General features: G+C 71.7%; 22 protein-coding genes. 8 read left to right on the top strand and 14 right to left on the bottom strand.

Translation table 11 applies throughout. The features are described from left to right. Positions 1 to 80: 80 nt before the first annotated feature. Positions 81 to 2,225, top strand: coding sequence for a DUF4185 domain-containing protein (locus tag NP095_RS12835; protein ID WP_232419355.1), 2,145 nt, complete (start codon positions 81 to 83; stop codon positions 2,223 to 2,225). Positions 2,226 to 2,252: 27 nt separating this feature from the next. Here NP095_RS12835 and NP095_RS12830 read toward each other — a convergent pair whose 3' ends face one another. Together NP095_RS12830 and NP095_RS12825 are read right to left on the bottom strand one after the other, a co-directional pair. Beyond that, complete coding sequence (locus NP095_RS12830; protein ID WP_232419357.1) at positions 2,253 to 2,897, bottom strand: LuxR C-terminal-related transcriptional regulator; 645 nt, start codon at positions 2,895 to 2,897, stop codon at positions 2,253 to 2,255. Continuing rightward, complete coding sequence (locus tag NP095_RS12825) at positions 2,894 to 4,162, bottom strand: ATP-binding protein (RefSeq protein WP_232419359.1); 1,269 nt, start codon at positions 4,160 to 4,162, stop codon at positions 2,894 to 2,896. Before NP095_RS12825 ends, NP095_RS12830 begins: the two co-directional genes overlap by 4 nt. Positions 4,163 to 4,294: 132 nt before the next feature. Here NP095_RS12825 and NP095_RS12820 point away from each other — a divergent pair, with 132 nt between their 5' ends. Genes NP095_RS12820 through NP095_RS12810 form a run of 3 tightly spaced genes read left to right on the top strand, consistent with a single transcriptional unit; the run spans position 4,295 to position 6,005 of the window. Continuing rightward, positions 4,295 to 5,557: a PspC domain-containing protein gene (locus tag NP095_RS12820; protein ID WP_232419361.1), complete on the top strand. Its 1,263-nt coding sequence runs from the start codon at positions 4,295 to 4,297 to the stop codon at positions 5,555 to 5,557. Then, the gene (locus NP095_RS12815; RefSeq protein ID WP_232419363.1) at positions 5,554 to 5,739 is read left to right on the top strand and encodes a hypothetical protein; all 186 of its coding nucleotides are present in this window, start codon (positions 5,554 to 5,556) and stop codon (positions 5,737 to 5,739) included. Before NP095_RS12820 ends, NP095_RS12815 begins: the two co-directional genes overlap by 4 nt. Continuing rightward, positions 5,736 to 6,005 (top strand): PspC domain-containing protein, encoded by a 270-nt coding sequence (locus NP095_RS12810; protein ID WP_232419365.1) that lies wholly within the window; start codon positions 5,736 to 5,738, stop codon positions 6,003 to 6,005. The genes NP095_RS12815 and NP095_RS12810 overlap by 4 nt, the downstream gene beginning before the upstream one ends. Here NP095_RS12810 and NP095_RS12805 read toward each other — a convergent pair. The 3 genes from NP095_RS12805 to NP095_RS12795 are packed head-to-tail and all read right to left on the bottom strand — an operon-like array spanning position 5,923 to position 9,102. Further along, the gene (locus NP095_RS12805) at positions 5,923 to 6,990 is read right to left on the bottom strand and encodes a glycerophosphodiester phosphodiesterase family protein (RefSeq protein ID WP_232419371.1); all 1,068 of its coding nucleotides are present in this window, start codon (positions 6,988 to 6,990) and stop codon (positions 5,923 to 5,925) included. The two genes, NP095_RS12810 and NP095_RS12805, sit on opposite strands and share 83 nt — an antisense overlap. A gap of 26 nt (positions 6,991 to 7,016) precedes the next feature. After that, the gene (locus NP095_RS12800; protein WP_232419373.1) at positions 7,017 to 8,483 is read right to left on the bottom strand and encodes a gamma-glutamyltransferase; all 1,467 of its coding nucleotides are present in this window, start codon (positions 8,481 to 8,483) and stop codon (positions 7,017 to 7,019) included. A 46-nt stretch (positions 8,484 to 8,529) separates the two neighbouring features. Further along, a complete protein-coding gene (locus NP095_RS12795) occupies positions 8,530 to 9,102 on the bottom strand; it encodes a dihydrofolate reductase family protein (protein WP_232419377.1) in 573 nt (190 codons plus the stop codon). Positions 9,103 to 9,218: 116 nt separating this feature from the next. On the opposite strand from NP095_RS12795, the gene NP095_RS12790 reads away from it, so the two are divergent. Then, a complete protein-coding gene (locus NP095_RS12790) occupies positions 9,219 to 10,403 on the top strand; it encodes an MFS transporter (RefSeq protein ID WP_232419379.1) in 1,185 nt (394 codons plus the stop codon). 10 nt (positions 10,404 to 10,413) lie between these two features. Here the strand turns inward: NP095_RS12790 and NP095_RS12785 are convergent, their stop codons facing one another. From NP095_RS12785 to NP095_RS12770, 4 genes are all read right to left on the bottom strand, one after another. Further along, on the bottom strand, positions 10,414 to 11,376 hold the full coding sequence (locus NP095_RS12785) for a sulfate/molybdate ABC transporter ATP-binding protein (RefSeq protein ID WP_232419381.1): 963 nt from the start codon (positions 11,374 to 11,376) through the stop codon (positions 10,414 to 10,416). Then, positions 11,373 to 12,197 carry a sulfate ABC transporter permease gene (locus NP095_RS12780; RefSeq protein WP_232419383.1) on the bottom strand — a complete coding sequence of 275 codons (825 nt, stop codon included), beginning with the start codon at positions 12,195 to 12,197 and terminating at the stop codon, positions 11,373 to 11,375. The genes NP095_RS12785 and NP095_RS12780 overlap by 4 nt, the downstream gene beginning before the upstream one ends. Positions 12,198 to 12,201: 4 nt before the next feature. Beyond that, entirely contained in the window at positions 12,202 to 12,981 is a 780-nt protein-coding gene (gene cysT, locus NP095_RS12775) for a sulfate ABC transporter permease subunit CysT (RefSeq protein WP_232419385.1), read from the bottom strand. A 62-nt stretch (positions 12,982 to 13,043) separates the two neighbouring features. Continuing rightward, entirely contained in the window at positions 13,044 to 14,081 is a 1,038-nt protein-coding gene (locus NP095_RS12770) for a sulfate ABC transporter substrate-binding protein (protein ID WP_232419387.1), read from the bottom strand. Positions 14,082 to 14,253: 172 nt separating this feature from the next. On the opposite strand from NP095_RS12770, the gene NP095_RS12765 reads away from it, so the two are divergent. Further along, positions 14,254 to 16,470, top strand: a complete 2,217-nt coding sequence (locus tag NP095_RS12765; protein WP_232419389.1) for an NADP-dependent isocitrate dehydrogenase — start codon at positions 14,254 to 14,256, stop codon at positions 16,468 to 16,470. Positions 16,471 to 16,536: 66 nt separating this feature from the next. Here the strand turns inward: NP095_RS12765 and NP095_RS12760 are convergent, their stop codons facing one another. From NP095_RS12760 to galK, 4 genes are all read right to left on the bottom strand, one after another. Further along, a complete protein-coding gene (locus tag NP095_RS12760; protein ID WP_232419526.1) occupies positions 16,537 to 17,952 on the bottom strand; it encodes a DHA2 family efflux MFS transporter permease subunit in 1,416 nt (471 codons plus the stop codon). An 83-nt stretch (positions 17,953 to 18,035) separates the two neighbouring features. Beyond that, a complete protein-coding gene (locus NP095_RS12755; RefSeq protein WP_232419391.1) occupies positions 18,036 to 19,133 on the bottom strand; it encodes a GNAT family N-acetyltransferase in 1,098 nt (365 codons plus the stop codon). Continuing rightward, positions 19,130 to 19,969 carry a prephenate dehydratase gene (locus NP095_RS12750; protein ID WP_404801097.1) on the bottom strand — a complete coding sequence of 280 codons (840 nt, stop codon included), beginning with the start codon at positions 19,967 to 19,969 and terminating at the stop codon, positions 19,130 to 19,132. The genes NP095_RS12755 and NP095_RS12750 overlap by 4 nt, the downstream gene beginning before the upstream one ends. A gap of 84 nt (positions 19,970 to 20,053) precedes the next feature. Beyond that, a complete protein-coding gene (gene galK / locus NP095_RS12745; RefSeq protein WP_232419392.1) occupies positions 20,054 to 21,142 on the bottom strand; it encodes a galactokinase in 1,089 nt (362 codons plus the stop codon). Between the two features lie 62 nt (positions 21,143 to 21,204). On the opposite strand from galK, the gene trpS reads away from it, so the two are divergent. Both trpS and NP095_RS12735 read left to right on the top strand, forming a co-directional pair. Then, complete coding sequence (gene trpS / locus NP095_RS12740; protein WP_232419393.1) at positions 21,205 to 22,224, top strand: tryptophan--tRNA ligase; 1,020 nt, start codon at positions 21,205 to 21,207, stop codon at positions 22,222 to 22,224. Continuing rightward, on the top strand, positions 22,221 to 22,733 hold the full coding sequence (locus NP095_RS12735) for a 2'-5' RNA ligase family protein (RefSeq protein WP_232419394.1): 513 nt from the start codon (positions 22,221 to 22,223) through the stop codon (positions 22,731 to 22,733). The genes trpS and NP095_RS12735 overlap by 4 nt, the downstream gene beginning before the upstream one ends. Position 22,734: 1 nt before the next feature. Here NP095_RS12735 and NP095_RS12730 read toward each other — a convergent pair whose 3' ends face one another. Beyond that, the gene (locus NP095_RS12730) at positions 22,735 to 23,613 is read right to left on the bottom strand and encodes a LysR substrate-binding domain-containing protein (protein WP_232419395.1); all 879 of its coding nucleotides are present in this window, start codon (positions 23,611 to 23,613) and stop codon (positions 22,735 to 22,737) included. Positions 23,614 to 23,684 lie beyond the last annotated feature (71 nt).

Raw genomic sequence — 23,684 nt, 5'->3', positions numbered from 1 at the left:
CTAGTCGCGGGTCCCGACAGCGCCGCCTCGAGACGGGCGGCGCGGCGGCCGCCTCGCGGCGTCGTCGCTACGGTGGCCCCATGGACCGCGTGCGGGGGGTCGGCCTCACGGTCGCCGGTTTCGTGGTGGCGATCATGCTCACGACCCTCCTGGTCCGGATCGATCCTGCCTCGGAGCTGCCGGGCCTGACGCAGGCGGCACCGCGCGAGATCCCGGTCGCGGTCGTGGGCGGTGAGCCCCAGGCCACGACGATGCGCGACGCGCTCAACGGTCCGGTCGACCAGCCGCTCGCCGCGAGGCTGAGCCCGTCGCGGAAGGCCGCCGCGGCCAGCCTGCAGCACCGGTCGGTCAGCGGCGTCCTGCTGCTGGGCCGCGGCGACCGGCATGTCCTGTGGGTCGCCAGTGCCGCGGGAACCGCCGAGGCGGCGGAGGTGCGCGCCACCGTCGAGGAGATCCTCGCCGTCAGCGGGCAGACCGTGCGGGTCGTCGACCGGATCCCCACGAGCGCGCGCGACCCCCACGGGGTCGGTCCCTTCCGGCTCGGTATGGGGTGGGCGCTGCTCGGGGTCGCGTTCGCGGGCCTGCTGGGGCTGGTCTTCGGAGCCCGCTCGGCCGGGCCGCGTCTCGTGCTGCTGCGCTTCGCCGGCCTGGCCGGGGGAGCCGCGGTGGCCGGTGTCGGCGGCGCCTTCCTCAGCGACGTGCTGATCGACCGCTTCGACGCGCCCTTCTGGCCGCTGGCGGGCCTGGGAGCGCTCGTCGTCCTGGGCGTCGGCGCGGTCACGCTCGCGCTGATCGCGTGGTTCGGCGGGCTGGGTCTGGGGCTGGCGATCCTGGGGCTCGTGCTGGGGATCCCCGGCGCGATCGGGGCGTGGCCGCTGACGCCGATGCCCGTGGTCTGGCCGACGCTGCTGGCCTGGCTGCCGCCGGGAGCCGCGACGTGGGGCATCCGCGGCCTGGCGTACTTCGACGGCGACGGCGGCGAGCGCGTCGTGCTGATGTTCATGCTCTGGACGATGATCGGCCTGGCCGTCACCACGGTCGCAGCCACGGAGGCCGAGTCCCGCCCGAGCCTGCTGAGCGTCCATCCCTCACTGCGCCGTCGTCCCGTCGTCGCCGCTCTCGGGGCGCTGTTCCTCGCCGGCGTGCTCGTCGTGACGCCCGCGGCGCCGGCCTTCACGACGTCGGCCCCTCAGCCGTCGGTGACGGTGACCTGCACGCCCGTGACACTGCCGCGGAACGTCGAGGAGCTCAATCAGCGGATCGAGACGGTCGACGACATCGCGGGCTTCGTGGGCGGGGACGTGGGGGCCAGCACGGCGTTGGCCGACGGGCGCGAGCTCTTCGTCTTCGGTGACACGGTCCGCCGGCCCGACTACGACCGCACCACGATGGTGCGCAATTCGATGCTCGTGCTCGGCGACGGGTGTGCCGGGCTCGTCCAGCGCCGCAACCGCGGTGCGCTGATCCCCGACCGTCCCGACGGCGTCGGCTACTGGCCGATGTCGATCGCGGCGGTCGAGCTGGACGGTCACGACCTCGTCGGCGTGATGGCGCAGCGCGTCGAGCAGACCGGCGACGACGGCCTGTTCGCCTTCCGCAACCTCGGCCCGGCCGTCGCGATCTTCGACGTCGAGTCGGGGCAGGGGCCGGTGCTGCAGCGCGTCGTGGACCTCGGCAAGGACGATCCCGACCCCTCCCGCCCGACGTGGGGCGCCGCCGGCGCGATCGTCGGGGACACGGTCTACCTCTACGGCACGAGCCGGTCGTCCGAGAACGGCTTCGGCTGGGCCGTCTCGGTGGCCCGGGCCACGCTGACCGACATCACCGACCAGTCGACGTGGCGCTACTGGGACGGCAGCCGCTGGCAGCGCGACGAGGACCGTGCCGCCACGCTCATCGACCAGCAGGACGGCGTCTCACAGACCTTCTCGGTCTTCCGGGAGGGCGACTCCTGGTACGCGCTCAGCAAGCAGTCGGACTTCGTCGGCACCGACCTGGTCCTGTGGAAGGCCCCGAGCCCGACCGGCCCGTTCACGGCCCTGCCGCCCGTCGCCAAGATCCCCTCGACGAGCTCGGAGCTGCGGTACATGCCGCTGGCCCACCCGGATCTCTTCCCCGAGCCCGGGACGATGGTCGTCTCGGTCAGCCGGAACACGACCGACGGCGACGTCCAGGCCGATCCGAGCCTCTACCGGCCCGAGTTCCTGCGCATCGACCTGCCCTGATCGGCCGGAGTCTGTCCGGCGGTTCGCTCAGATCAGCCGGCGGTCGCTCGCCCAGCGGGTCAGCTCGTGGCGGCTGGAGAGCTGCAGCTTGCGCAGGACGCTCGAGACGTGGGTCTCGACGGTCTTGACCGAGATGAACAGCTCCTTGGCCACCTCCTTGTAGGCGTAGCCGCGGGCGATCAGCCGCATGACCTCGCGCTCGCGGTCGGTGAGCCGGTCGAGGTCCTCGTCGACCTGGGCGATCTCGATGGTCCCGGCGAAGGCGTCGAGCACGAACCCGGCCAGCCGCGGGCTGAAGACCGCGTCCCCGCCGGCGACCCGGTCGATCGCGTCGAGCAGCTCCTCGGCGGAGATGTTCTTCGTGACGTAGCCCCGCGCACCCGAGCGGATGACCCCGATGACGTCCTCGGCGGCGTCGCTGACCGACAGCGCCAGGAAGGTGCTGCTGGTCCCGACGCGACGCAGGATCTCGGTGCCGCCGCCCCCGGGCAGGTGGACGTCGAGCAGGACGACGTCCGGCCGCAGGGCGGCGATGGCCTCGACGGCGGAGTCGACGTCCTCGGCCTCGCCGACGACCTCCACCCGGCCGCTGCCGAGCCGCTCGAGCTCGGCCCGCACGCCGGTGCGGAACATCGCGTGGTCGTCGACCACCAGGACGGACAGGACGCTCATGAGGTCTCCTTCTCGCCCGACACGGGCATGGTCAGCGCCACCTCGGTGCCGCCGTCGGGCGTGCTGCGGACGCGGGCCGTGCCACCGTGACGCTCGGCGCGGCCGATGATCGAGTTGCGGATGCCCAGCCGGTCCTCGGCGATCGCGTCGGGATCGAAGCCCGTGCCGCGGTCGCGCACGAAGACCTCGAGCCGGGCGCCGTCGCTCCCGAGGACCCGCTCGGCGTACACGTCGACGCGGGCGGCACCGGAGTGCTTGGCTGCGTTGACGACGGCCTCTCCGGTCGCGGCCACCAGGGCGCGCACGGCGTCGTCCAGCACGGCGTCGCCGACGGTCACGACCTCCACCACGATGCGGTGGTTGGCCTCGGTCTCGCCGGCCATCTCACGCAGGGCCGCGGCGAACGTCGTGACCTCGCCCTGGCGGCCGTACAGCCAGTCGCGCAGCTCGCGCTCCTGACGCCGGGCCAAGGTGGCCACGGTGCCCGGGTCGTCGGCGTTCTTCTGCAGCAGAGCGAGCGTCTGCAGCACGGAGTCGTGCAGGTGGGCGGCGACGTCGGCGCGCTCCTGCGACCGGATGCGCTCGAGCCGCTCACGACCGAGGTCGGTCCACAGGCCGAGGATCCAGGGTCCGAGGATCAGGCCGATGCCCGCCAGCGCGATCACGAGGGCCGAGCCGAAGTCGACGGCGGCCGACCAGCCGCGGTTCACCGTGAGGACGTAGATGGCGCCCAGGCCGATGAGGGTCACGCCGACCAGGAGCCGAGCGACGTACGCCGGCCCCTCGGTCTGACGCAGCCAGGCGTTCCAGGTCGCGTCGTCGAACATCCGCCAGACGACGGCGATGCCGGTGACGACCAGGAGCAGTGGCAGCATCCAGCCCTGGAGCCAGCCGCCGGTGAGCGCCATGAGACCCAGGACCCCCAGGCCGATCGCGCCGATCGCGGCGCTCTGGACGATCTCGCGACGCGACGGACCGCGGCTGCCCGAGCGCAGGCCGCGCCGGTGCGCCGACGCCAGGCCGGGGGAGTCCTGCGGCGCCTGCAGCGGCAGGAACCACCACAGCAGCAGGTAGCCCAGGACGCCGGCGCCGTGGATGAACGTGGCGATGACGAACCCGACCCGCACCCACACGACGGGCAGGCGCAGGTGCTCCGCGAGCCCGGCGCTCACCCCGGCGACGATGCGCCGGTCGGCCGGCCGATACGCACGCCGGTAGGCGCCCGGCCCGGTGCGGCCCGGGGCGTCGTTCGCGGCGGTCGTCATGGGGTCAGCCTCACACGCGGGCGCGCACGAGCGCCATGAGGTTCGACCCCGGTGCGTTCCGAGTCGCTCTCGGGGGAGGACCAGGGGTTCACCTGATGGTGTCGGGACCGTTCCGCGCGAGAGGCTGGAGCCATGACCAGTCCCCCCTCTGCCCCGTCGATCGAGAGCCTGCGGCGCTCGGACGACGAGAAGATGATCGCGGGTGTCGCCAGCGGACTCGCGCGCACCTTCGACATCGACCCCGTCATCGTGCGGATCGCCTTCGTCGTGCTGACCGTGATCGGCTTCTCCGGCCCGCTGCTCTACCTGGCCTGCTGGCTGCTGATCCCCCGCGAGGGTGCGCAGCGCAGCGCCCTGGGCGACGCGTTCGACCTCCAGTCGGACTCGCACGTGCGGACGGTCGGCCTGATCGTCGCCGGTGTCCTGGCCGTCGCGGCGGTCCTGGGAGACCAGGCGTGGGGCGGCCCGTGGCTGTGGGCCGGCTGGATCTGGATGCTGTTCTGGATCGCCGCGCCGATCGCGGCCGTCTACTGGTTCGTCGCGGTGCGGCCCCGGCGCAGTGCGCCGGCCGCGCCCGTCGTGCCGCCCCCGCCGTACCGCCCCGAGGCCGACGCCGAGCCGCCGGCGCGACCCTTCAGCGCGCCGCCGTCCGGCGCCGCGTACCCCTCCACCCCCGCAGGAGAGAACGAGATGACCACCCCCGTCGCCACGGATGAGGCGACCGCCGTCCTGGGCGAGCCCGGACCGCCGACCAGCCCGCCACCGGGGCCGCCGACCAGCGTGGTGCCGCCGCGTCCCCCGCGCGAGAAGTGGTCACCGGCCCTGCTGCTGGTCACCCTCTCCGCGATCATCGCCGCGATGGGCGGACTGGGACTGTGGTCGGTGCTCCAGGAGCCCGTCGACGTCGCCGTCTACCCGGCGGTCGCTCTGGCGATCGTCGCCGTCGGCCTCTTCGTCGGGACCCGGATCGGACATCCCGGGGCGCTGGTCCTCGTCGGCCTGCTGATCCTGCCCGTCCTCGCGGCGGCGTCCTTCGTGCCGAACCTCAGCGCCGGTGACGTCGACCTGCGTCCGACCTCGGCCGCCGCGGTTCCCGAGGAGGTCGAGCTGGGCTTCGGGCAGGTGAGCGTCGACCTCACCGCGGTGCAGGACCTCGACGCCCTCGCCGGTCGCCGCCTCGCGATCGATCACGGCATGGGTGAGACCACCGTGGTCGTGCCCCGAGACCTCGACGTCGCCGTGGAGGCGTCGTTGACCGCGGGCGGTCAGATCGACGTCTTCGACGAGGTCCGCCAAGGTCGCAACCCCCGTCTCGACCGGCCCTCCGACGCCCCCGGGGCCCTGGTCATCGACATCAATGGAACGGCGGGCGAGATCACGGTGGTGCGACGATGAACACCCATCCGGTGCGCTGGGACGCACTCCTCTTCGGTTTCCTGTTCACCCTCGTCGTGGCCGGCTGGGCCGCGGTGACGTACGACCTCGTGAGCGTCGACGCCCTGGCGATCGCCGGTCCCGTGGCTCTCATCATCGCCGGCGTCGCCGGCATCGCACTGACTCTGAGGAGGACCTCATGACCACACCGACCCCCGCCCCCAAGCGGCTCACCCGCAGCACTACGGACAAGTGGCTCGGCGGCGTGTGCGGCGGCCTGGCCCAGTACACCGGGGTGGACGCCAACCTGATCCGCCTCATCACGGTGGTGCTGGTGGTGGTCGGCGTCGGCACGACGCTGCTGGTCTACCTCGCGGCGTGGCTGCTCATGCCCCAGGCGCAGGAGCCGAGCCCGTGGACCCCGCCGACGACAGATGGGCCGCCCGCGCCGCAACCGCCGTCTGCGTGAAGTCCGAGAACACCCCGTCGACCCCGGCGGCGTAGAAGGCCATCAGCTCGGCCGTCGCGTCGCCGGGGTCGGCCACGTTCTCGCTCGTGCGCCACTGGACCGGCAGGAAGTTGTTCTCGTTGCGCATCGTCCAGATGTGCACGAACAGCCCGACGGCGTGGGCATCGCGGACGAGATCGGTCTCGCCGAGCAGGTTCTGGTGCCGGTCGCGCGCGATGACGAGGCTCTTGTTCGGGCCGATGCCCTGGGCGTACTCGGCGATCTTCGCCAGCTCGTCGGGCGCCGTCAGCGCCCCGTAGTCGCGCGGGTCGAAGGCCGCGACGAGGTCGTACGGACCGCCTTTGCGCTCCATGAGCTGCACCCGCGGGAGCGGGGTGCGGTCGACGAGCGCCTTGAGGTTCGTCGTCTCCATCGACTGGATCACGACCTTGGCCCCGTCGTGGTTCAGCCCGCGTCGCTCCAGCACCTCGATCAGGCGGTCGTTCAGGTCCAGGTCCAGCCCGGCGAAGTACGTCGGGTGCTTGGTCTCGACGTAGACCCCGACCGGCTCGGCGCCCGGGCCACGGCGGGCGTTCTCGGCCTCGGCGATGTCGATGACCTCGTCGAGGGTGAGGATCGGCTCGGCGCCCTCCAGGGGCAGGTTCTGCGGGCGCAGCTGCGGCAGCCGTTCCCGCGTGCGCAGCGTCTTGATCTCCTCGAGGGTGAAGTCCTCGGTGAACCAGCCCGTCAGCGGCACGCCGTCGATGAACTTCGTCGTGCGCAGGTGGGCGAACTCGGGTCGCCGTGCGACGTCGGTGGTGCCGCCGATCTCGTTCTCGTGGCGCACGACGAGGACGCCGTCCTTCGTGGCCACGACGTCGGGCTCGATGTAGTCGGCCCCCTGCTCGATCCCCAGCAGGTAGGACGGCCGGGTGTGCTCGAGCCGCGACCCCGGCACACCGCGGTGCGCGATGATGACGGGCTCGGCCACGAGCGAGGGGGTCACCGACCCAGCGTAGAGCCGCCGCGTGCTCAGGCCACGATGCGGACGGCGCCGCTGCGGCGCGGGTCGGCGGCGGCGACCAGCGTGCCGTCGGCCGTGCACATGGTCCCGGAGACACCGCCGAAGTACATGGTCAGGTCGTCGGGGTCCTCGATCTTGATCTCCTCCTGCGGAGTCCCGGCGCGGTGCAGGTGCACCCGGGGGTGGTCGATCGCCTCCTGCAGGGTGAGCCCGTCCTCGACCAGCCCTGTCAGGGCCTGGACGATGGCCGTCGTGATGCGGTCGGCGCCGGGCGACCCGATGGCCAGGACGCCGCCGTCCGCGTGGCGTCCGACCGTGGGGGCCATGTTCGACAGCAGGCGCGATCCCGGCGGCAGACCGTGGAGGCCGCGCGGGTTCAGCTCCTGCTCGCCGAGGCAGTTGTTGAGCCAGATCCCGGTGCCCCGCGCGATCATGCCCGAGCCGTAGCCCGACGAGAACGTCACGGCGCACGCCGTGCCGGACGCGTCGGTCGTCGAGACGTGCGCCGTGGACCCGGACTCGAGTGCCCCCAGTCCCTCACGATCGATCAGGTCGAGGAACGCGGCGGCGTCCCGCTCCAGGTCGTCGGTGTGGTCGAAGACGCGCAGCCGCTCGCCCAGCACCCGCCGCTGGACGCGCAGCAGGTGCGCGCGGTCGTCGAGTCCGTGGCCGGCCATGAGGCGCAGCATCGCGGCCACGCAGACACCGCCGACCGCGGGCGGCGGGTTGGTGCCGAGGGTCCAGCCCTCCATGCGGGCGGTGAGCGACGGGCGGACGACGGGGGCGTACTCGGCCAGGTCCTCGGGCCCGAGGATCCCTCCGCGATCGAGCACGTCCTGGGCGATCATGCGGCCCAGGTCACCGGTGTAGAGCTCCTGCGGGCCGAACCGCGCGATCGCGCTGAGGGAGTCGGCCAGGTCGGGGACGACGAGGTCGTGGTCGATGAGGTGGCCGGCGTCGTCGTGGAGGGCGGACCGGCTCGCCTCGTCCCAGCCGAAGATCGACTCGTGGACGTACTCCAGGTAGTACCGCGAGGCCGCGCTCAGCGGGAAGCCGTCGCGGGCGATGTCGATGGCGGGTGCCAGCAGCTCGGCCCAGGGCAGCTTGCCCCACCGGCGGTGCACCTCGCCGAACGCGGCGATCGCCCCGTGGGTGGCGACGGACCCGGCGCCGATCGTGACGACGACCCCGCCGCCGTAGACGCTCTCGACGTCCCACGTGCCGTGGCCGAAGTGCTCACGCGTCGTGCGCCCCGGCATGTCCATCCAGCCGTCGATCGTGACGGGTCCCGAGCCGTCGGGCGGCTGGATCGTCAGGAACCCGCCGGCGCTGGGGGAGACCAGTCCGACCTCGTTGACCATCGCGACGAACGCGGCGGTGAGCGCGGCGTCGATCGCGTTCCCGCCCGCCCGCACGATCGCCTCCGCGGCGTCTGCGGCGGCGACGTTGGGGGCGGCGATCGCGACGCTGGTCACGGGCTCAGGCTACGGCTCCGGAGGGCTCACGGCTCGGGACCGCGCATCAGGTCTCCACGCGGTAGGTCAGGTGGGCGAACTGGCCGCGCTGCTCGACGCCGGTCAGGTGCAGCCGGTCCGCCCCGAGTCGCCGCGGCAGCAGGGGCTGTCCGGCGCCCAGCGTGACCGGGGCGACGCTGACCTGGATCTCGTCGAGGGCGTCGGCGTCGGCGAACTGACCCACGAGGTCACCACCGCCCATGACCCACACGTCGCGGTCGCCCGCGCGCTCGCGGATCGCCGCCAGCTGCTCCTCGACGGCGCCCCGGACGACGGTCAGATCGGCACCCTCGGGCGTGGGCAGGTCGCGCGAGGTGAACAGGAAGGCGGGCTTGCCCGAGATCGCCGCGGTCCACGCGCTCGGGTCCTCCAACGCTCCGGTCTCGCGCAGCAGCCACTCGTAGGTCGACGAGCCCAGCACCGTGACCCCGATCCCCTCGAGGAACGCGCCGAAGTGATCGGCGTGCTCGGGAGCGTCCGGCGTCCCGCCCTCGACGTCGAACAGCCACGTCAGGGAGTGGTCGGGGTCGGCCAGGAAGCCGTCCAGCGTCGCGGCCGTGTTGAAGACGAAGCGGGTCATGGCCGCATCCTGCGGCGCGTCGCGGCCGACCGCAAGGGCCGGCTCGTCCCGATGAGGTGACGGGGCTCGCATCGGCGTCGCGGAATGTCCGACACCCTCACGGCCTTGGAACGAAGGTGACCGCCGAGACCGAGCCGACGACCCGCCCCCGACACGTGGTCCTGGCGATCCTCGCCCTGGCGCTGGGCGGCTTCGCGATCGGCACGACGGAGTTCGTGACGATGGGCCTGCTGCCGGACGTGGCCGCCTCCATCGGCAAGGACATCCCGACCACCGGCCACATCATCTCGTCGTACGCGCTGGGCGTCGTGGTGGGCGCCCCGCTGATCGTGGCGCTGGGCGCTCGGATGCCGAAGCGCGCGCTGCTGCTGTGGCTCGTGGGCGGACTGGCCCTCGGCAACGCGCTGACGGCGCTGGCGAGCGGATACGTCCCCGTCCTGCTCGCCCGCTTCGTCGCCGGACTGCCGCACGGCGCGTACTTCGGCGTGGCCTCGCTCGTCGCCGCCTCCCTCGTCCCGCCGGGCCGTCGAGGCCGGGCGATCAGCATGGTGATGATGGGCCTCTCGGTGGCCACCGTCGTCGGCGTGCCCGCCAGCACCTGGCTGGGCCAGGCCCTGTCCTGGCGGGCCGCCTACTGGATGGTGGTGGCGATCGCCGCCGCCGCGGCCGTGCTGGTCGTGGCCTTCGTCCCGGTCATCCCGGGCGACCCGAAGGCCACCATCCGCAGCGAGCTGTTCGCCCTGCGCGAGCCGGCGGTCATCGCGGCCTTCCTGACCGGCGTGGTCGGCTTCGGCGGCGTGTTCGCGATGTACAGCTACATCGCGCCGATCGTCACCGATGTCGTCGACCTGCCCGCGGGCACGATCCCGTTCTTCCTGCTGGCCTTCGGTCTCGGCTCCGTCAGCGGCACCTGGGCGGCCGGCCGCCTCGCGGACTGGGACAACGTCCGCCAGGTCGTGGGCGGTCTGGTCGCCAGCGTGGTCGTCCTGCTGGCCTTCCACGAGCTCGTGCACTTCGCGGTGGCGGCGCTGGTGGGCGTGTATCTGGTCGGAACGCTCGGCAGCGTCATCGCGGTCGGCCTGCAGATCCGGCTGATGACCGCCGCGGGCGACGCCCAGATGCTCGGCGCCGCGCTGAACCACGCGAGCCTCAACATCGCCAACGGCCTCGGCGCCTGGCTCGGCGGCCTGGTCATCGCCGCCGGCGCCGGCTACGCCGCCCCGGCCCTCGTCGGCGCCGCGCTGGCCGGAGCCGGCCTGCTGGTGTTCCTCGCAGGCCTGCGCTGGGCGCCGGTGCGCTGAGCCGGGCGGCTCAGTACCGGCCGGCTCCCGCCGCCGGTGTCAGCCACACGTGCTGGCCCTGCTTGAGGCCCAGCGACAGGGCCTGGGCGCGGGTCACCGAGACGTGCACGGGGTCCGGGTACCGCGGATCGGTGGGCGTGACCTCGAGGCGCACCTCGAAGCCGACCCGCGTCCAGCGGGTGATCGGGCCGTCCACGACCGCCGCCGTCTCGACCGGGGACACCTCGATGTCGTGCGGCCGGATCGTGCGGTCGCCCAGTCGCGTGACCGGACCGAGGAAGCCCAGCACGAAGTCGTTGGCGGGGGTGTCGTACAGGTCGTCGGGCGAGCCCACCTGCTCGATGTGGCCCTCGTTGATGACGACGATGGAGTCGGCGACCTCGAGGGCCTCCTCCTGGTCGTGGGTGACGAACACCGTGGTCACGTGGACCTCGTCGTGCAGCCGCCGCAGCCAGTCGCGCAGCTCCTTGCGGACCTTGGCGTCCAGGGCGCCGAACGGCTCGTCGAGCAGCAGGACGCTGGGCTCGATCGCCAGCGCGCGGGCCAGGGCCATGCGCTGGCGCTGACCGCCCGAGAGCTGGGAGGGCATGCGGTCGGCGAACTGGCTCAGGTGCACGAGCTCGAGCAGCTCGTCGACCTTCGCCTTGATCTCGGCCTTGGGGCGCTTGCGGATCTCGAGTCCGAACGCGACGTTCTTGGCCACGGTGAGGTGCTTGAACGCGGCGTAGTGCTGGAACACGAAGCCGACGTTGCGCTGCTGGGCGGGCATGTGGGTCGTGTCCCGACCCTCGATGACCACCGTGCCCGCATCGGCCGTGTCGAGGCCGGCGACGATGCGCAGCAGCGTCGACTTGCCGCCACCGCTGGGTCCCAGCAGCGCCGTCAGCTGACCGCTCGGGATCTTGAGGTCGACGTCCTCGAGCGCGACGAAGTCGCCGAAGCGCTTCGTGACGCCGGTGATCTCGATGCTCATGGGTTCTCCTGGTCGGTGCTGTGGGAGGGACGGAGGATGGCGACGACGACGATGGCGGCCACCGCGATCAGGGCCAGCAGGAAGCTCGTCGCGTACGCGGCGCCCTGCTCGAAGTCCTGGTACTTCTGCTCGACGACCAGGGTGGCCGTCTGGGTCTTGCCGATGAGGTTGCCCGAGATGATCTTGACCGCGCCGAACTCGCCCAACGCGCGGGCCAGGCTCAGGACGACGCCGTAGACGACGGCCCAGCGGATCGAGGGCAGCGTGATGCGCCAGAAGGTCTGCCAGCCACCGGCGCCCAGGCTCTGGGCCGCCAGCTCCTGGTCGGTGCCGATCTCCTGCAGCACGGGCACGATCTCGCGCACGACGAGCGGCAGGCTGATGAACGCGGTCGCCAGGATCATGCCCGGCGGGGCGTAGGCCACCTGGAGCCCGGCGTCCTTCAGCGCGGGGCCGAACATGCCCTCGGTGCTGCCGTAGGCCAGCAGCAGGGCCAGGCCGACGACGACCGGCGAGACCGACAGCGGCAGGTCGACCAGGGCCGAGAGCAGCCGGCGCCCGGGGAACTCGACGCGGACCAGCAGCAGCGAGATGCCGACGCCGAACACGGTGTTGAGGACGACGGCCCACGCGGCGACGTAGACCGTCATCTGCAGGGCGATGACGACGTTCGGGTCGCTCAGCGCGGCGCGCATGTTCTCGAGGCCGCCGTCGAAGGTGTGCAGCACGACCAGACTCAGCGGCCAGATGACCAGCAGGAACAGGTAGCCGATCACCAGGGCCCGGCGCACGTAGGTGCCCGTGGTGCGGGGGGAGCTCACGCGACTAGTCACGACGCGACACCCGTCGGGAGAGGATCTCGAGGGCGGCGATCGCGGCCAGCGCCACGACCAGCATGATCACCGCGACGGACGCGGCCGCGGCCTCGTTGCCGTTCTCGATGTAGGTCAGGATGCGGACCGAGGCGACCTCGGTCTTGAGCGGCAGGTTGCCCGACAGCAGGACCAGCGAGCCGTACTCGCTGATGCCGCGGGCGAACGACAGGGCCGCGCCGGCGGTGATCGCGGGGGCCAGCGCCGGCAGGATGATGCGCCGCACCGTCGTGGCGCGGCTGGCGCCGAGCGACATGGCGGCCTGCTCGACCTCGGGGTCGAGCTCCATCAGGACGGGCTCGACGGTGCGCACCACGAACGGCAGCGTGACGAACAGCAGCGCGAGGAACACCGACCAGCGGGTGTTGGCGACGTCGATGCCGAGCGGGCTGGTGGGCCCGTAGAGGCTCAGCAGCACGAGGCCCGCGACGATCGTCGGCAGCGCGAAGGGGATGTCGATGACGACCTCGAGGGCGCGCTTGCCCCAGAAGTCGTCGCGCACCAGCACCCAGGCGATCAGGGTGCCCATGACGACGTTGAGGAGGCTGACGGCCATCGCCTCGAAGACGGTCAGGCGCAGGGCCGCCGCGGTCTGCGGGTTCTGCAGCACCGACGAGAAGGTGGACCAGCCGCCCTCGGCCGCGGTGATGACCACGAGGCACAGCGGGATCAGGACCAGCAGGCTGAACCAGACCAGGGCGACACCCAGGCCCAGGCCCGACGAGCGGGTCAACGTGCTCCTGCGAGCCCGCCGCGTGCGCGGCGGACTCGCAGGGGTGTCGAGCAGGTCGACGGTCATGACTTGCCGGACTCCGCCAGCAGCTTGGTGATGATGCCCTTGTCCTCGTCGAAGTACTCGGCGTTGATCTTCTCCCAGCCGCCGAGGTCACCCTCGATCGTGAACAGCTTCTTGGGGGTCGGGAACGGGTTCGCCGGATCATTGGCGCCCTCGACCTCGCCGACCTCGACGCCCTCGATCGAGCTCAGCGGACGGAAGCCCTTGGAGACGTACTCCTTCTGGCCCTCGGGGGTCAGCACGAACTCGAGGAACTTCTTGGCGGCGGGGTCGGCGTCCTTGGTGACGGCCGCGGGGTTCTCGATCAGCAGCGTGTCCTCGGGGACGACGTAGTCGATCTTCTCGCCCAGCTGGCGGGCCAGGATGGCCTCGTTCTCATAGGAGATCAGGACGTCGCCCGTGCCGCCCTGGAACGCGGTGGTCGCGTCGCGGCCCGAGCCGGGCAGCGCCTTGACGTTGGCGAACAGCTTGCCGAGGAACTTCTCGGCGTCGGCCTGGCTGCCGCCGGCGCCGATGACGTGCTGCCACGCGGCGAGGACGTTCCAGCGGGCCGCGCCGGAGGAGCCCGGGTTCGGGGTCACGATGCCGACGCCGGGCTTGACCAGGTCGTCCCAGCCGGTGATCTTCTTGGGGTTGCCCTCGCGGACGACCAGGACGACGACCGAGTCGGTGACGATGCCCTGGTTCGCGCCGGCGTTCCAGTCCTCGGCGACGAGGCCCTTCTCGACCAGGCGGGTGACGTCCGGGGTGACGGAGAAGTGGACGTAGTCGGCGGGCAGGCCGCCGGCCACGGCGCGGCTCTGGTCGCCCGAGGCGCCGTACGACTCCTTCCACGTGACGCCATCGCCGGCGTCGGTCGCGGCGAACGCCTTCTGCGCGGCGTTGTTGCCGGCCTTGGGCACGGCGAAGCCGACGAGGTCGAGCTCGGTGCCCTCGCCGGAGTCGTCACCGGAGGAGGGGGCGCAGCTGGCGAGCAGTGCGGCCGAGAGCAGCAGTCCGAGAGCGGTCAGGGGGCGGGGGCGGGTGAGCCGAGTCATCGGCGTTCTCCTGTCGTGTGGGGCACCGGGCGGTGCGTCGAGAAGTCACCGTAGATCGCGCAGCCGGGATTCTGGACGTTGTTCATATTGTGGACCATCTAACTCGACAATGGTGCATCCGGTAGCCACGGGCGCGGCGCGCGGTGACCGGCGGACCCGGTAGTTTGGTGCCGTGACGGACTCGACGATCATCTACACGCACACCGACGAGGCTCCCGCCCTCGCCACCTACTCCTTCCTGCCGATCATCGAGGCGTACGCCTCGAAGGCCGGCGTCAAGGTCGAGACCCGGGACATCTCGCTCGCCGGCCGCCTCATCGCGGCCGTCAGCGACCTGTTGCCCGAGAGCCAGCGAGCGGCCGACGCCCTCGCCGAGCTCGGCGACCTGGCGCAGCGCCCCGAGGCGAACATCGTGAAGCTGCCGAACGTCTCGGCCTCGGTCCCGCAGCTCAAGGCGGCCATCGACGAGCTGCGCTCGCAGGGCTACGACATGCCGGAGTACCCCGAGGACCCCCAGACCGACGAGGAGCGCGACATCCGCGCTCGCTACGACAAGGTCAAGGGCTCGGCCGTGAACCCGGTCCTGCGCGAGGGCAACTCCGACCGCCGCGCGCCGGCCTCGGTCAAGAACTACGCCAAGAACCACCCGCACCGCATGGGCGCCTGGTCGGCCGACTCGAAGACCTCGGTCGCCACGATGGGCGTCGACGACTTCCGGGCCAACGAGAAGTCCGTGGTCCTGGAGGCCGACGACGACCTGCGCGTCGAGCTGGTCGGCGACGACGGCACCACGACCGTGCTCAAGGAGTCGATCCCGGTCCTGGCCGGCGAGATCGTCGACGCGACGAGCATGAACGTCGCGGCGCTGCGCGAGTTCCTGACCGCCCAGGTCGCCCAGGCCAAGGCCGACGGCATCCTGTTCTCGGTGCACCTCAAGGCCACGATGATGAAGGTCTCCGACCCGATCATCTTCGGCCACGTGGTCCGCGCCTTCTTCCCGAAGACGTTCGCCGAGCACGGCGCCGCGCTGGCCGAGGCCGGCCTGAGCCCCAACGACGGCCTCGGCGGCATCCTGGCCGGTCTCGACGCCGTCCCGAACGGCGCCGACATCAAGGCCTCCTTCGAGGCCGAGCTGGCCGAGGGCCCGAGCCTGGCCATGGTCGACTCCGACAAGGGCATCACCAACCTGCACGTCCCCAGCGACGTCATCGTCGACGCGTCGATGCCGGCCATGATCCGCACGTCGGGTCACATGTGGGGCCCGGACGGCCAAGAGGCCGACACCCTCGCGGTCATCCCCGACAGCTCGTACGCCGGCGTCTACCAGGTCGTCATCGACGACTGCAAGGCCAACGGCGCCTTCGACCCGTCCACGATGGGCTCGGTCCCGAACGTGGGCCTCATGGCGCAGAAGGCCGAGGAGTACGGCTCGCACGACAAGACGTTCGAGATCCCCACGACCGGCACCGTCCGCGTCCTCAACTCCGCCGGCGACGTGCTGATGGAGCACGCGGTCGCGCAGGGCGACATCTGGCGCGCCTGCCAGACCAAGGACATCCCGGTCCGCGACTGGGTGAAGCTGGCCGTCAACCGCGCCCGCGCCTCGGGCGACCCGGCGGTGTTCTGGCTCGACGAGTCCCGCGCCCACGACGCCAACCTGATCGCCAAGGTCAACGAGTACCTGGGCGACCACGACACCGAGGGCCTGGACATCCGCATCATGTCGCCGGTCGAGGCCACCGCGCTCTCGGTCGAGCGCCTGCGTCAGGGTCTGGACACGATCAGCGTCACCGGCAACGTGCTGCGTGACTACAACACCGACCTGTTCCCGATCCTCGAGCTCGGCACCAGCGCCAAGATGCTGTCGGTCGTGCCGCTGATCAACGGCGGCGGCCTGTTCGAGACCGGCGCCGGCGGCTCGGCGCCCAAGCACGTGCAGCAGCTCGTCAAGGAGGACTACCTGCGCTGGGACTCCCTCGGTGAGTTCTTCGCGCTCGTCCCGAGCCTCGAGCAGTACGCCACCACGACGGGCAACGCCCAGGCGAAGGTCCTGGCCGACGCCCTCGATCGCGCGACCGCCACGTTCCTCGAGAACGACCGGTCGCCGGGCCGCAAGCTCGGCACGATCGACAACCGCGGCAGCCACTTCTACCTGGCGCTCTACTGGGCCCAGGAGCTCGCGCAGCAGAGCGACGACGCCGCGCTGGCCGAGGCGTTCGCGCCCCTCGCCGAGAAGCTGGCCGCCGACGAGCAGGCGATCGTCGACGAGCTGCTCGCGGTGCAGGGCAACCCGGTCGACCTGGGCGGCTACTACCTGCCCGACCCGGAGAAGGCCGCGAAGATCATGCGACCCAGCGCGACCTTCAACGAGGCTCTCGCCTCCTTCTGAGTCACGCCACGCACGACGGCGGCCGGAACCCTCGGGTTCCGGCCGCCGTCGTCGTTCCCGGGGCTGCTATGGCTTCGGCGCGGTCGTGGCGGGCGCGAAGAACTGCACCACCACGAGACCGACGACGAACGCCAGCGCCGGGACGATGATCGCCTCGGACATGGCGTCCGAGAAGGGCCCGGCCAGCTGCTCGGGCAGGCTGGCACCGCCGGTCCTCGCGCCGGCGACGTCGGCGGCGCCGGGCAGGTGCGCCGCGAGCCGTCCCGCGATGGCGGCGGCGATCGCGGCGGAGCCCAGGACGGCGCCGACCTGACGGGTGGTGTTGTACACGCCCGACCCGGCGCCCGCCGCCGACATCGGCAGGTTGCGCGTGGCGGTGGAGGCCAGCGGCGCCCACAGGAACGCGTTGCCGAAGCCGAGCAGCGCGTTGAGCACCAGCAGCTGCCACAGCGGGGTGTCGGGCGCGATGATCCACGCCGTGCCGAGCAGTGCGATCGCGGATGTGCCGAAGCCGATGGAGGCCAGGCGGCGCGGAGGCATCCGGTCGCTCATCCTGCCGACCATCGGCGCCATCACGGCGGTGACGACGGCCATGGGCACGAACAACAGACCGGCCTGGGTCGCGTCATAGCCCAGCACCGTCTGGGTCCAGAGCATGAACGGGAACGCCATCGCCGTCACCGAGAACGAGACGGTCGAGATGGCCACGTTCGACACCGAGAAGTTCCGGTCGCGGAACAGCGCGAGCGGCAGGAGCGGCTCGCGCCGGTTGCGGGCCTGCCAGACCAGGAACGCGGCGAGCACGAGCAGGCCGGCGGCGATCAGCAGCGGCACCGAGATCCAGCCGGTGATCGTGCCCCAGTCGTACTGCTCGCCCTCCTGGATGCCGAAGACGATGAGGAACATCGCGACGGCGCTCAGGGCGACACCGAGCCAGTCGAAGCTGTGCGTGTGGGTCTCGAGCCGCGGGACGAGCCGCCAGGCCAGCACGAAGCCGACGATGCCGACGGGGACGTTGATGAAGAAGATCCACTCCCAGCCGGCCTGGTCGACGAGCACGCCGCCCAGGACCGGGCCGACGAGGGTCGCGACGCCGGCCGTGGCGCCCCACAGAGCCATGGCGCGACCGCGGCTGTCGGCAGGGAAGGTGCGCGTGATGACCGCCATCGTCTGCGGGGTCATCATCGAGGCGCCGAGGCCCTGGAAGACGCGCGCGAGGATGAGGCCCTCGACCGAGCCGGTCAGGCCGCACCACAGCGACGAGAGCGTGAAGACCGTCAGGCCGACGAGGTAGACCCGCTTGGGGCCGAGCCGGTCGCCGAGGCGCCCGGTGATCAGCAGGGGCACGGCGTACGCGAGCAGGTAGGCGCTCGTGACCCAGATGACCGCGTTGTAGTCGGTGGCCAGGTCGTCGCGGATGGCCGGCGTCGCGACCGAGACGATCGTCGAGTCGACCAGGATCATGAAGAAGCCGATGACCATGGCCCACAGGGCGGGCCAGGGGTTCTCCGGCAGGGTTCGAGTGGGGGAGGAGGCAGAACTCACCCGGGGAATCTACGCCTGCTTCAGCGCAACCGCTCGTAGAGGTGGTGATCGGTCAGCGTGCCGTCGGCCAGCCGGGCCGTGCCGTGCTCGGTGCCGTACTGCGTGAAGCCCAGCGCGTCGGCGATCCGGCGGCTGGCGGTGTTGCCCTCCGCCGCGACGAGGCTGAGCCGCCGGCGGTCGAGACCGTCGGGATCGAAGGCGTGCTCGACGACGGCGCGGCACGCCTCGGTCATGACGCCCTTCCCCCGCGCGTCGGGGTGCGCCCAGTAGCCGAGCTCGCCCAGTCCGCCGGTGGGATCGTCGAGGGCCAGGAGCCGGATCGTGCCGAGCAGCCGGTCGTCACCGTCCGCGATCGCCCAGGTCTCGTGATGCCCGACCGCCGCTTGCCACCACGAGTCGTGGACGTACCAGTGCGCATCCGCCTCCCGGTAGGGCGACGGCAGGTTCAGGAAGTGCCCCGTGCTCGGGTCGGCGCAGGCCTCGACGATCCGGGGGACGTCGGCGGTCACGAGCGGACGGAGCGTCAGACGCTCGGTGGTGAGCGTGGACGCGAGCCACGGGGTGCGGGGGACGGGCGCGTCGCCGAACCGCAGTGACCCGGTCCAGGCGTCGAGCACCTTGCCGCGCTCGAGCAGGGCGTCGGGCTGCGTGCCGTGCAGGCGGAAGCCGAGGGTGTGGGCCACGCGCAGGCTGGCCACGTGACCGACGTGGGAGCGCCAGACGACGACCTCCTTGCCGGCCTCGACGAACGCGAAGTCGATCGCCAGCCGCGCCGCGTCCACGGCCAGCGACCGGCCGCGGGCGTCGGGATGCAGTGCGTAGCCGATGTCGGCCAGCGCGCCCTTGCCCCGGATGTCGACGTTGCCCACGTAGCGACCCTCGTACTCGATCGCCCAGCAGCGCGAGGTCTCGCTGTCCCAGCCGTGCGGGACCAGCTCCATCGCGTACTTCTCGGTCGCGCTGCGCGGGTTCGGCACGGGGACCGCGGTCCAACGGGCCATGTCGGGGTCGTTGGCCATCTCGTTCATCCGGTCCAGATCGGCCGGGGTGTGGGCGCGCAGCGTGACGACACCGTCCGTCAGGACGGGGACGTTGAGGGGCCACGCGCCGACGGTCACCGGATCCCGGCCCGGAACGGATCGGCCGGGTAGACCCCCAGGACCTTGATCTCGGTGGTGAAGAACTGCAGTTCCTCGAGCGCGCGGGCCAGGCCGGGCTCGTCGGGGTGCCCGTCGACCTCCGCCAGGAACATCGTGGCGGCGAACTCGCCGCCGACCATGTAGCTCTCGAGCTTGGTCATGTTGATGCCGTTGGTGGCGAAGCCGCCGAGCGCCTTGTAGAGCGCGGCCGGCAGGTTGCGCACGTTGAAGATGAAGCTCGTGACGACCGGGCCGTTGTCGGCGGGCGCGCGCACGTCGTCGCGCGACAGCAGCACGAAGCGCGTCGTGTTGTGGGCCTCGTCCTCGATGTCGGCGGCGAGGACCTCGAGGCCGTAGATGCCGGCAGCCAGCGGGGGAGCGATGGCCGCGGCGGTGGTGTCGCTGGCCTCGGCGATCTCGCGCGCGGCGCCGGCGGTGTCGCCCGAGATCAGCGGGGTCCAGCCGTGCTCGCGGATGATGCGGCGGCACTGGCCGAGCGCATGGACGTGGCTGTGCACGGTCTTGATCGACTCGAGCGTCGTGCCCGGGGTGCCCATCAGGGCGAACTTGATCGGCAGGAAGTGCTCGCCGACGATGTGCAGCCCGCTGGTGGGCAGGAAGTGGTGGATGTCGGCGACCCGCCCGGCCAGCGAGTTGTCGATCGGGATCATGGCCAGATCGCACTGCCCCGAGCTGACGGCCGCGAAGGCGTCCTCGAACGAGGCGCAGGGAACTGCCTCGGCGTCGGGGTGGTGGAGGTCGATGACCAGGTGGGAGTTCGAGCCGGGCTCTCCCTGGTAGGCAATCCGCGTCACCGGCTCAGCGTACGGGACTCCGAGATGTGCTCCGAATTCCACCTTTGAGTCGTCCTGAAAGGTCGGATGCGGAGCAAATCTCGGTCAGGGCAGGAGGGCGGCGGCGGGGGAGGGGCGCACCGTGAAGACCGTCGGCGCCGCCCAGCTGCGGTCGGCGAACGCGGCCTCGACCCGGGCGCGCAGCCGGTCGACCTGCTCGGGACGCATGAGCGCGATGGCGCTGCCGCCGAAGCCGCCGCCGGTCATCCGGGCGCCGAGCGCCTCGCTGGCGAGGGCGGCGTCGACCGCGACGTCCAGCTCCTCGCAGGACACGGCGAAGTCATCGCGCAGGGACTCGTGCGACGAGGTCAGCATGGCGCCGAACTGCGCCCAGTCGCGCCGGCGCAGGGCGGTGACGGCGCCGCGGACCCGCGTGGACTCGGTCAGGACGTGACGGGCGCGGGCCTTGGCGGTCTCGTCGGTCAGCGAGAGCAGGCCGTCGAGCCCGATGGACGCCAGCGCGCTGAGCTCCAATTCGCTCGCGATCGCCGCGCACTCGCGCCGCCGCTCGGCGTACTCGCCGGCGGCCAGCTCGTGGTGCACCCCGGTGTCGATGACAGCCAGCACGAGTCCGTCGTCGCCCCAGTCGGCAGGCACCGGCTCGGCGGACGGCGGATCGGCACCGAAGTCGAGGTGCACGGCGTGGCCCTCCTGCGCGAACAGGACGGCGTACTGGTCCATCAGCCCGGTGGGGACCCCGACGTAGTCGTTCTCGGCGCGCTGGGCGACGCGGGCCAGCTCCTCGCGGGGGCGTCCGGCGCCGGCCAGGTCGTCCAGCGCCAGCGCGACACCGCACGTCATCGCGGCCGACGACGACAGTCCGGCGCCGACGGGAAGAGTCGACTCGAGGACGAGGTCGGCGCCCGTCACGGGGACACCGGACTCGCGCAGCGCCCACACCACGCCGGCGGGGTAGGCGGACCAGTCCGACACGTCACCGGGGACCGTCTCGACGGGGAAGGAGGCACGCTCGCCGCGGCTCCAGACGTTGACCGTCCCGTCGGTGCGCCGACGCGCCTTGACCAGCAGCGAGCGGTCGATCGCGATCGGCAGGGCAGCCCCGCCGTTGTGGTCCAGGTGCTCGCCGATCAGGTTGACCCGGCCCGGAACCTGCCAGCGCCGCACGTCGTCCACGCCGTTCACCCTACTCACAGGCGCGGCTGGCGCTCACAGGTGCGGCTGGCACAATCGACCCCATGTCACGCCTCCCCCGAGCGTTGTCCGGCGCGCAGCCGACCGCCGATTCGTACCACCTCGGCAACTACATCGGCGCCTTCATGAACTGGGTGGCATTGCAGGACGACTTCGAGGCGTTCTACTTCATCCCGGACCTGCACGCGATCACCGTCGAGTACGACCCGGCCAAGCTGGCCGAGCGCACGTACATCGCCGCGGCGCAGATGCTCGCCGCCGGTGTCGATCCCGAGCGCAGCGCCCTGTTCGTCCAGAGCCACGTGCCCGAGCATGCCCAGCTGTCGTGGATCCTCAACGGCGTCACCGGCTTCGGCGAGGCCAGCCGCATGACGCAGTTCAAGGACAAGAGCGCCAAGGCCGGCACCGAGTTCGCCAGCGTCGGCCTCTTCACCTACCCGATCCTGATGGCCGCCGACATCCTCATCTACCAGGCCGACAAGGTCCCGGTCGGCGAGGACCAGCGCCAGCACGTCGAGCTGGCCCGCAACCTCGCCCAGCGGTTCAACCACCGCTTCGGCGAGACCTTCACGATCCCCGAGGCGTACATCGTCAAGGAGACGGCGAAGATCTACGACCTGCAGGAGCCCACGAACAAGATGAGCGGGTCGAACCCGGTGCACACCGGCGTCATCGACCTGACGGACACGCCCAAGCAGGCCGCCAAGAAGATCAAGTCGGCGGTGACCGACTCCGAGACCGAGATCCGGTTCGACCCGGCGGCCAAGCCCGGTGTCTCGAACCTGCTGACGATCTACTCGGTGCTGACCGGTCGCGCGATCGACGACATCGTCAAGGAGTACGAGGGCAAGCAGTACGGGCACCTCAAGGTCGACCTGGCCGAGATCGTGGGCGAGCTGGTCGGCGACTTCGGCACCCGCACCCGCGAGCTGCTCGACGACCGTGGCGAGCTCGATCGCATCCTCGCCGCCGGCGCGGCCCGGGCCCGTGAGGTCGCCACGCCCACCCTGGAGCTGGTCTACGACCGCTCCGGCTTCGCGAAGCCGCTGGGCGGTCATCCGTGACCGTGACCGTCGGCGTGTCGATCGCCATCCCCGAGCCCTACGGTCAGACGCTGCGCGACAAGCGGCGCTCCTACGGCGACGTGATGGCCGACCGCATCCCCAGCCACATCACGCTGGCGCCGCCGCTCGTGGTCGACGAGTCGGGCATGGACGACCTGGGTGAGGACCTGCGCGAGCTGACCGAGTTCTTCCGGCCCTTCACGGTCAGCCTGCTGGGCACCGGCACCTTCCGGCCGATCTCGCCGGTGGTGTTCGTGGCCGTCAGCCAGGGCATCGCCCAGATCGAGACCCTCGCCGAGGGCGTGCGCAAGGCGATCGGCGCGCCGGAGCCGGAGTTCCCGTTCCACCCGCACGTGACGGTGGCCCACCACGTGCCCGACGAGGCGCTGGACACCGCGCTGGAGGACCTCGTCGACTTCCGGTGCACGTTCGAGGTCGAGGCGATCCACCTCTACGTCGACGAGCCCGAGACCGGCTGGGTGCCGACGTCGGCGTTCCCGCTGGGCTGACTCAGCCCGCGAGGGACTCGACCAGCACGGCACGGAAGGCGCGAGCGGCCAGGGGAAGCGTCTCCAGCGGCCGGTGCGCGACGGCGATGGAGCGCGACAGCGGCGGGTTCTCGAGCCGTGTCCGGCGCAGCCCCGTGCGGGTGCCCATGACGATGTCGGGGACGACGGCATGGCCGAGGCCGGACTCCACGAAGCGCAGCACCGAGCCCATCTCGCCGCCCTCGACCGACAGCCGCGGGTCGAACCCCGCCGCGCGGCAGGCCCGCAGCGTGACGTCGCGCAGGTCGTAGCCCTCGCGGAACATGACCAGGGGCAGGTCCTCGAGGTCGGCGACGTCCATCTGCTCGGGCATGTCCGCGTCGGCGGGGCTGGCCAGCACCAGGCGCTCGGTGTAGACGATCGCGGTCTCGAGGTCGGGGATCTGCGACGCCAGCGGCACGATCAGCAGGGCCAGGTCGATCCGGCCCGTCGACAGCTCGGCGGTCAGGTCGCGCGACCCGGCCTCGTGGACCTCCAGATCGATCCCGGGGTGCTCGGCCCGGAATCGGCGCAGCACCGGCGCGAGCAGGCCCTCGACCATCGACGGCGTGGCGCCCATGCGCACCCGTCCGCGCTGCAACGAGGCGACCTCGTGGACCGAGCGGATCGCGTTGTCGGCCTCGATGAGGATGCGCTGGGCGTGGGGGAGCAGAGCCTCGCCGGCACTGGTCAGCTCGAGGCCCGCACGGTCCCGAACCAGCAGCCGGGTGCCCAAGGTGTTCTCGAGAGCGCGGATCTGCTTGGACAGGGTCGGTTGGGAGACCCCCAGGATGTCGGCGGCCCGAGTGAAGCTCCGCTCGTCGGCGACGGCGACGAAGTAGGCGAGGTGGCGCAGTTGCACCGACCCAGCATAGCCGTCGTCTATGAGGGTTCGGCTTACTTCGACTTAGCGTGAATCCTCGAAGGCGCTTA

The organism is Aeromicrobium duanguangcaii (assembly GCF_024508295.1).
Lineage (GTDB): Bacteria > Actinomycetota > Actinomycetes > Propionibacteriales > Nocardioidaceae > Aeromicrobium > Aeromicrobium duanguangcaii.
This window is presented reverse-complemented; position numbering and strand designations above follow the sequence as displayed.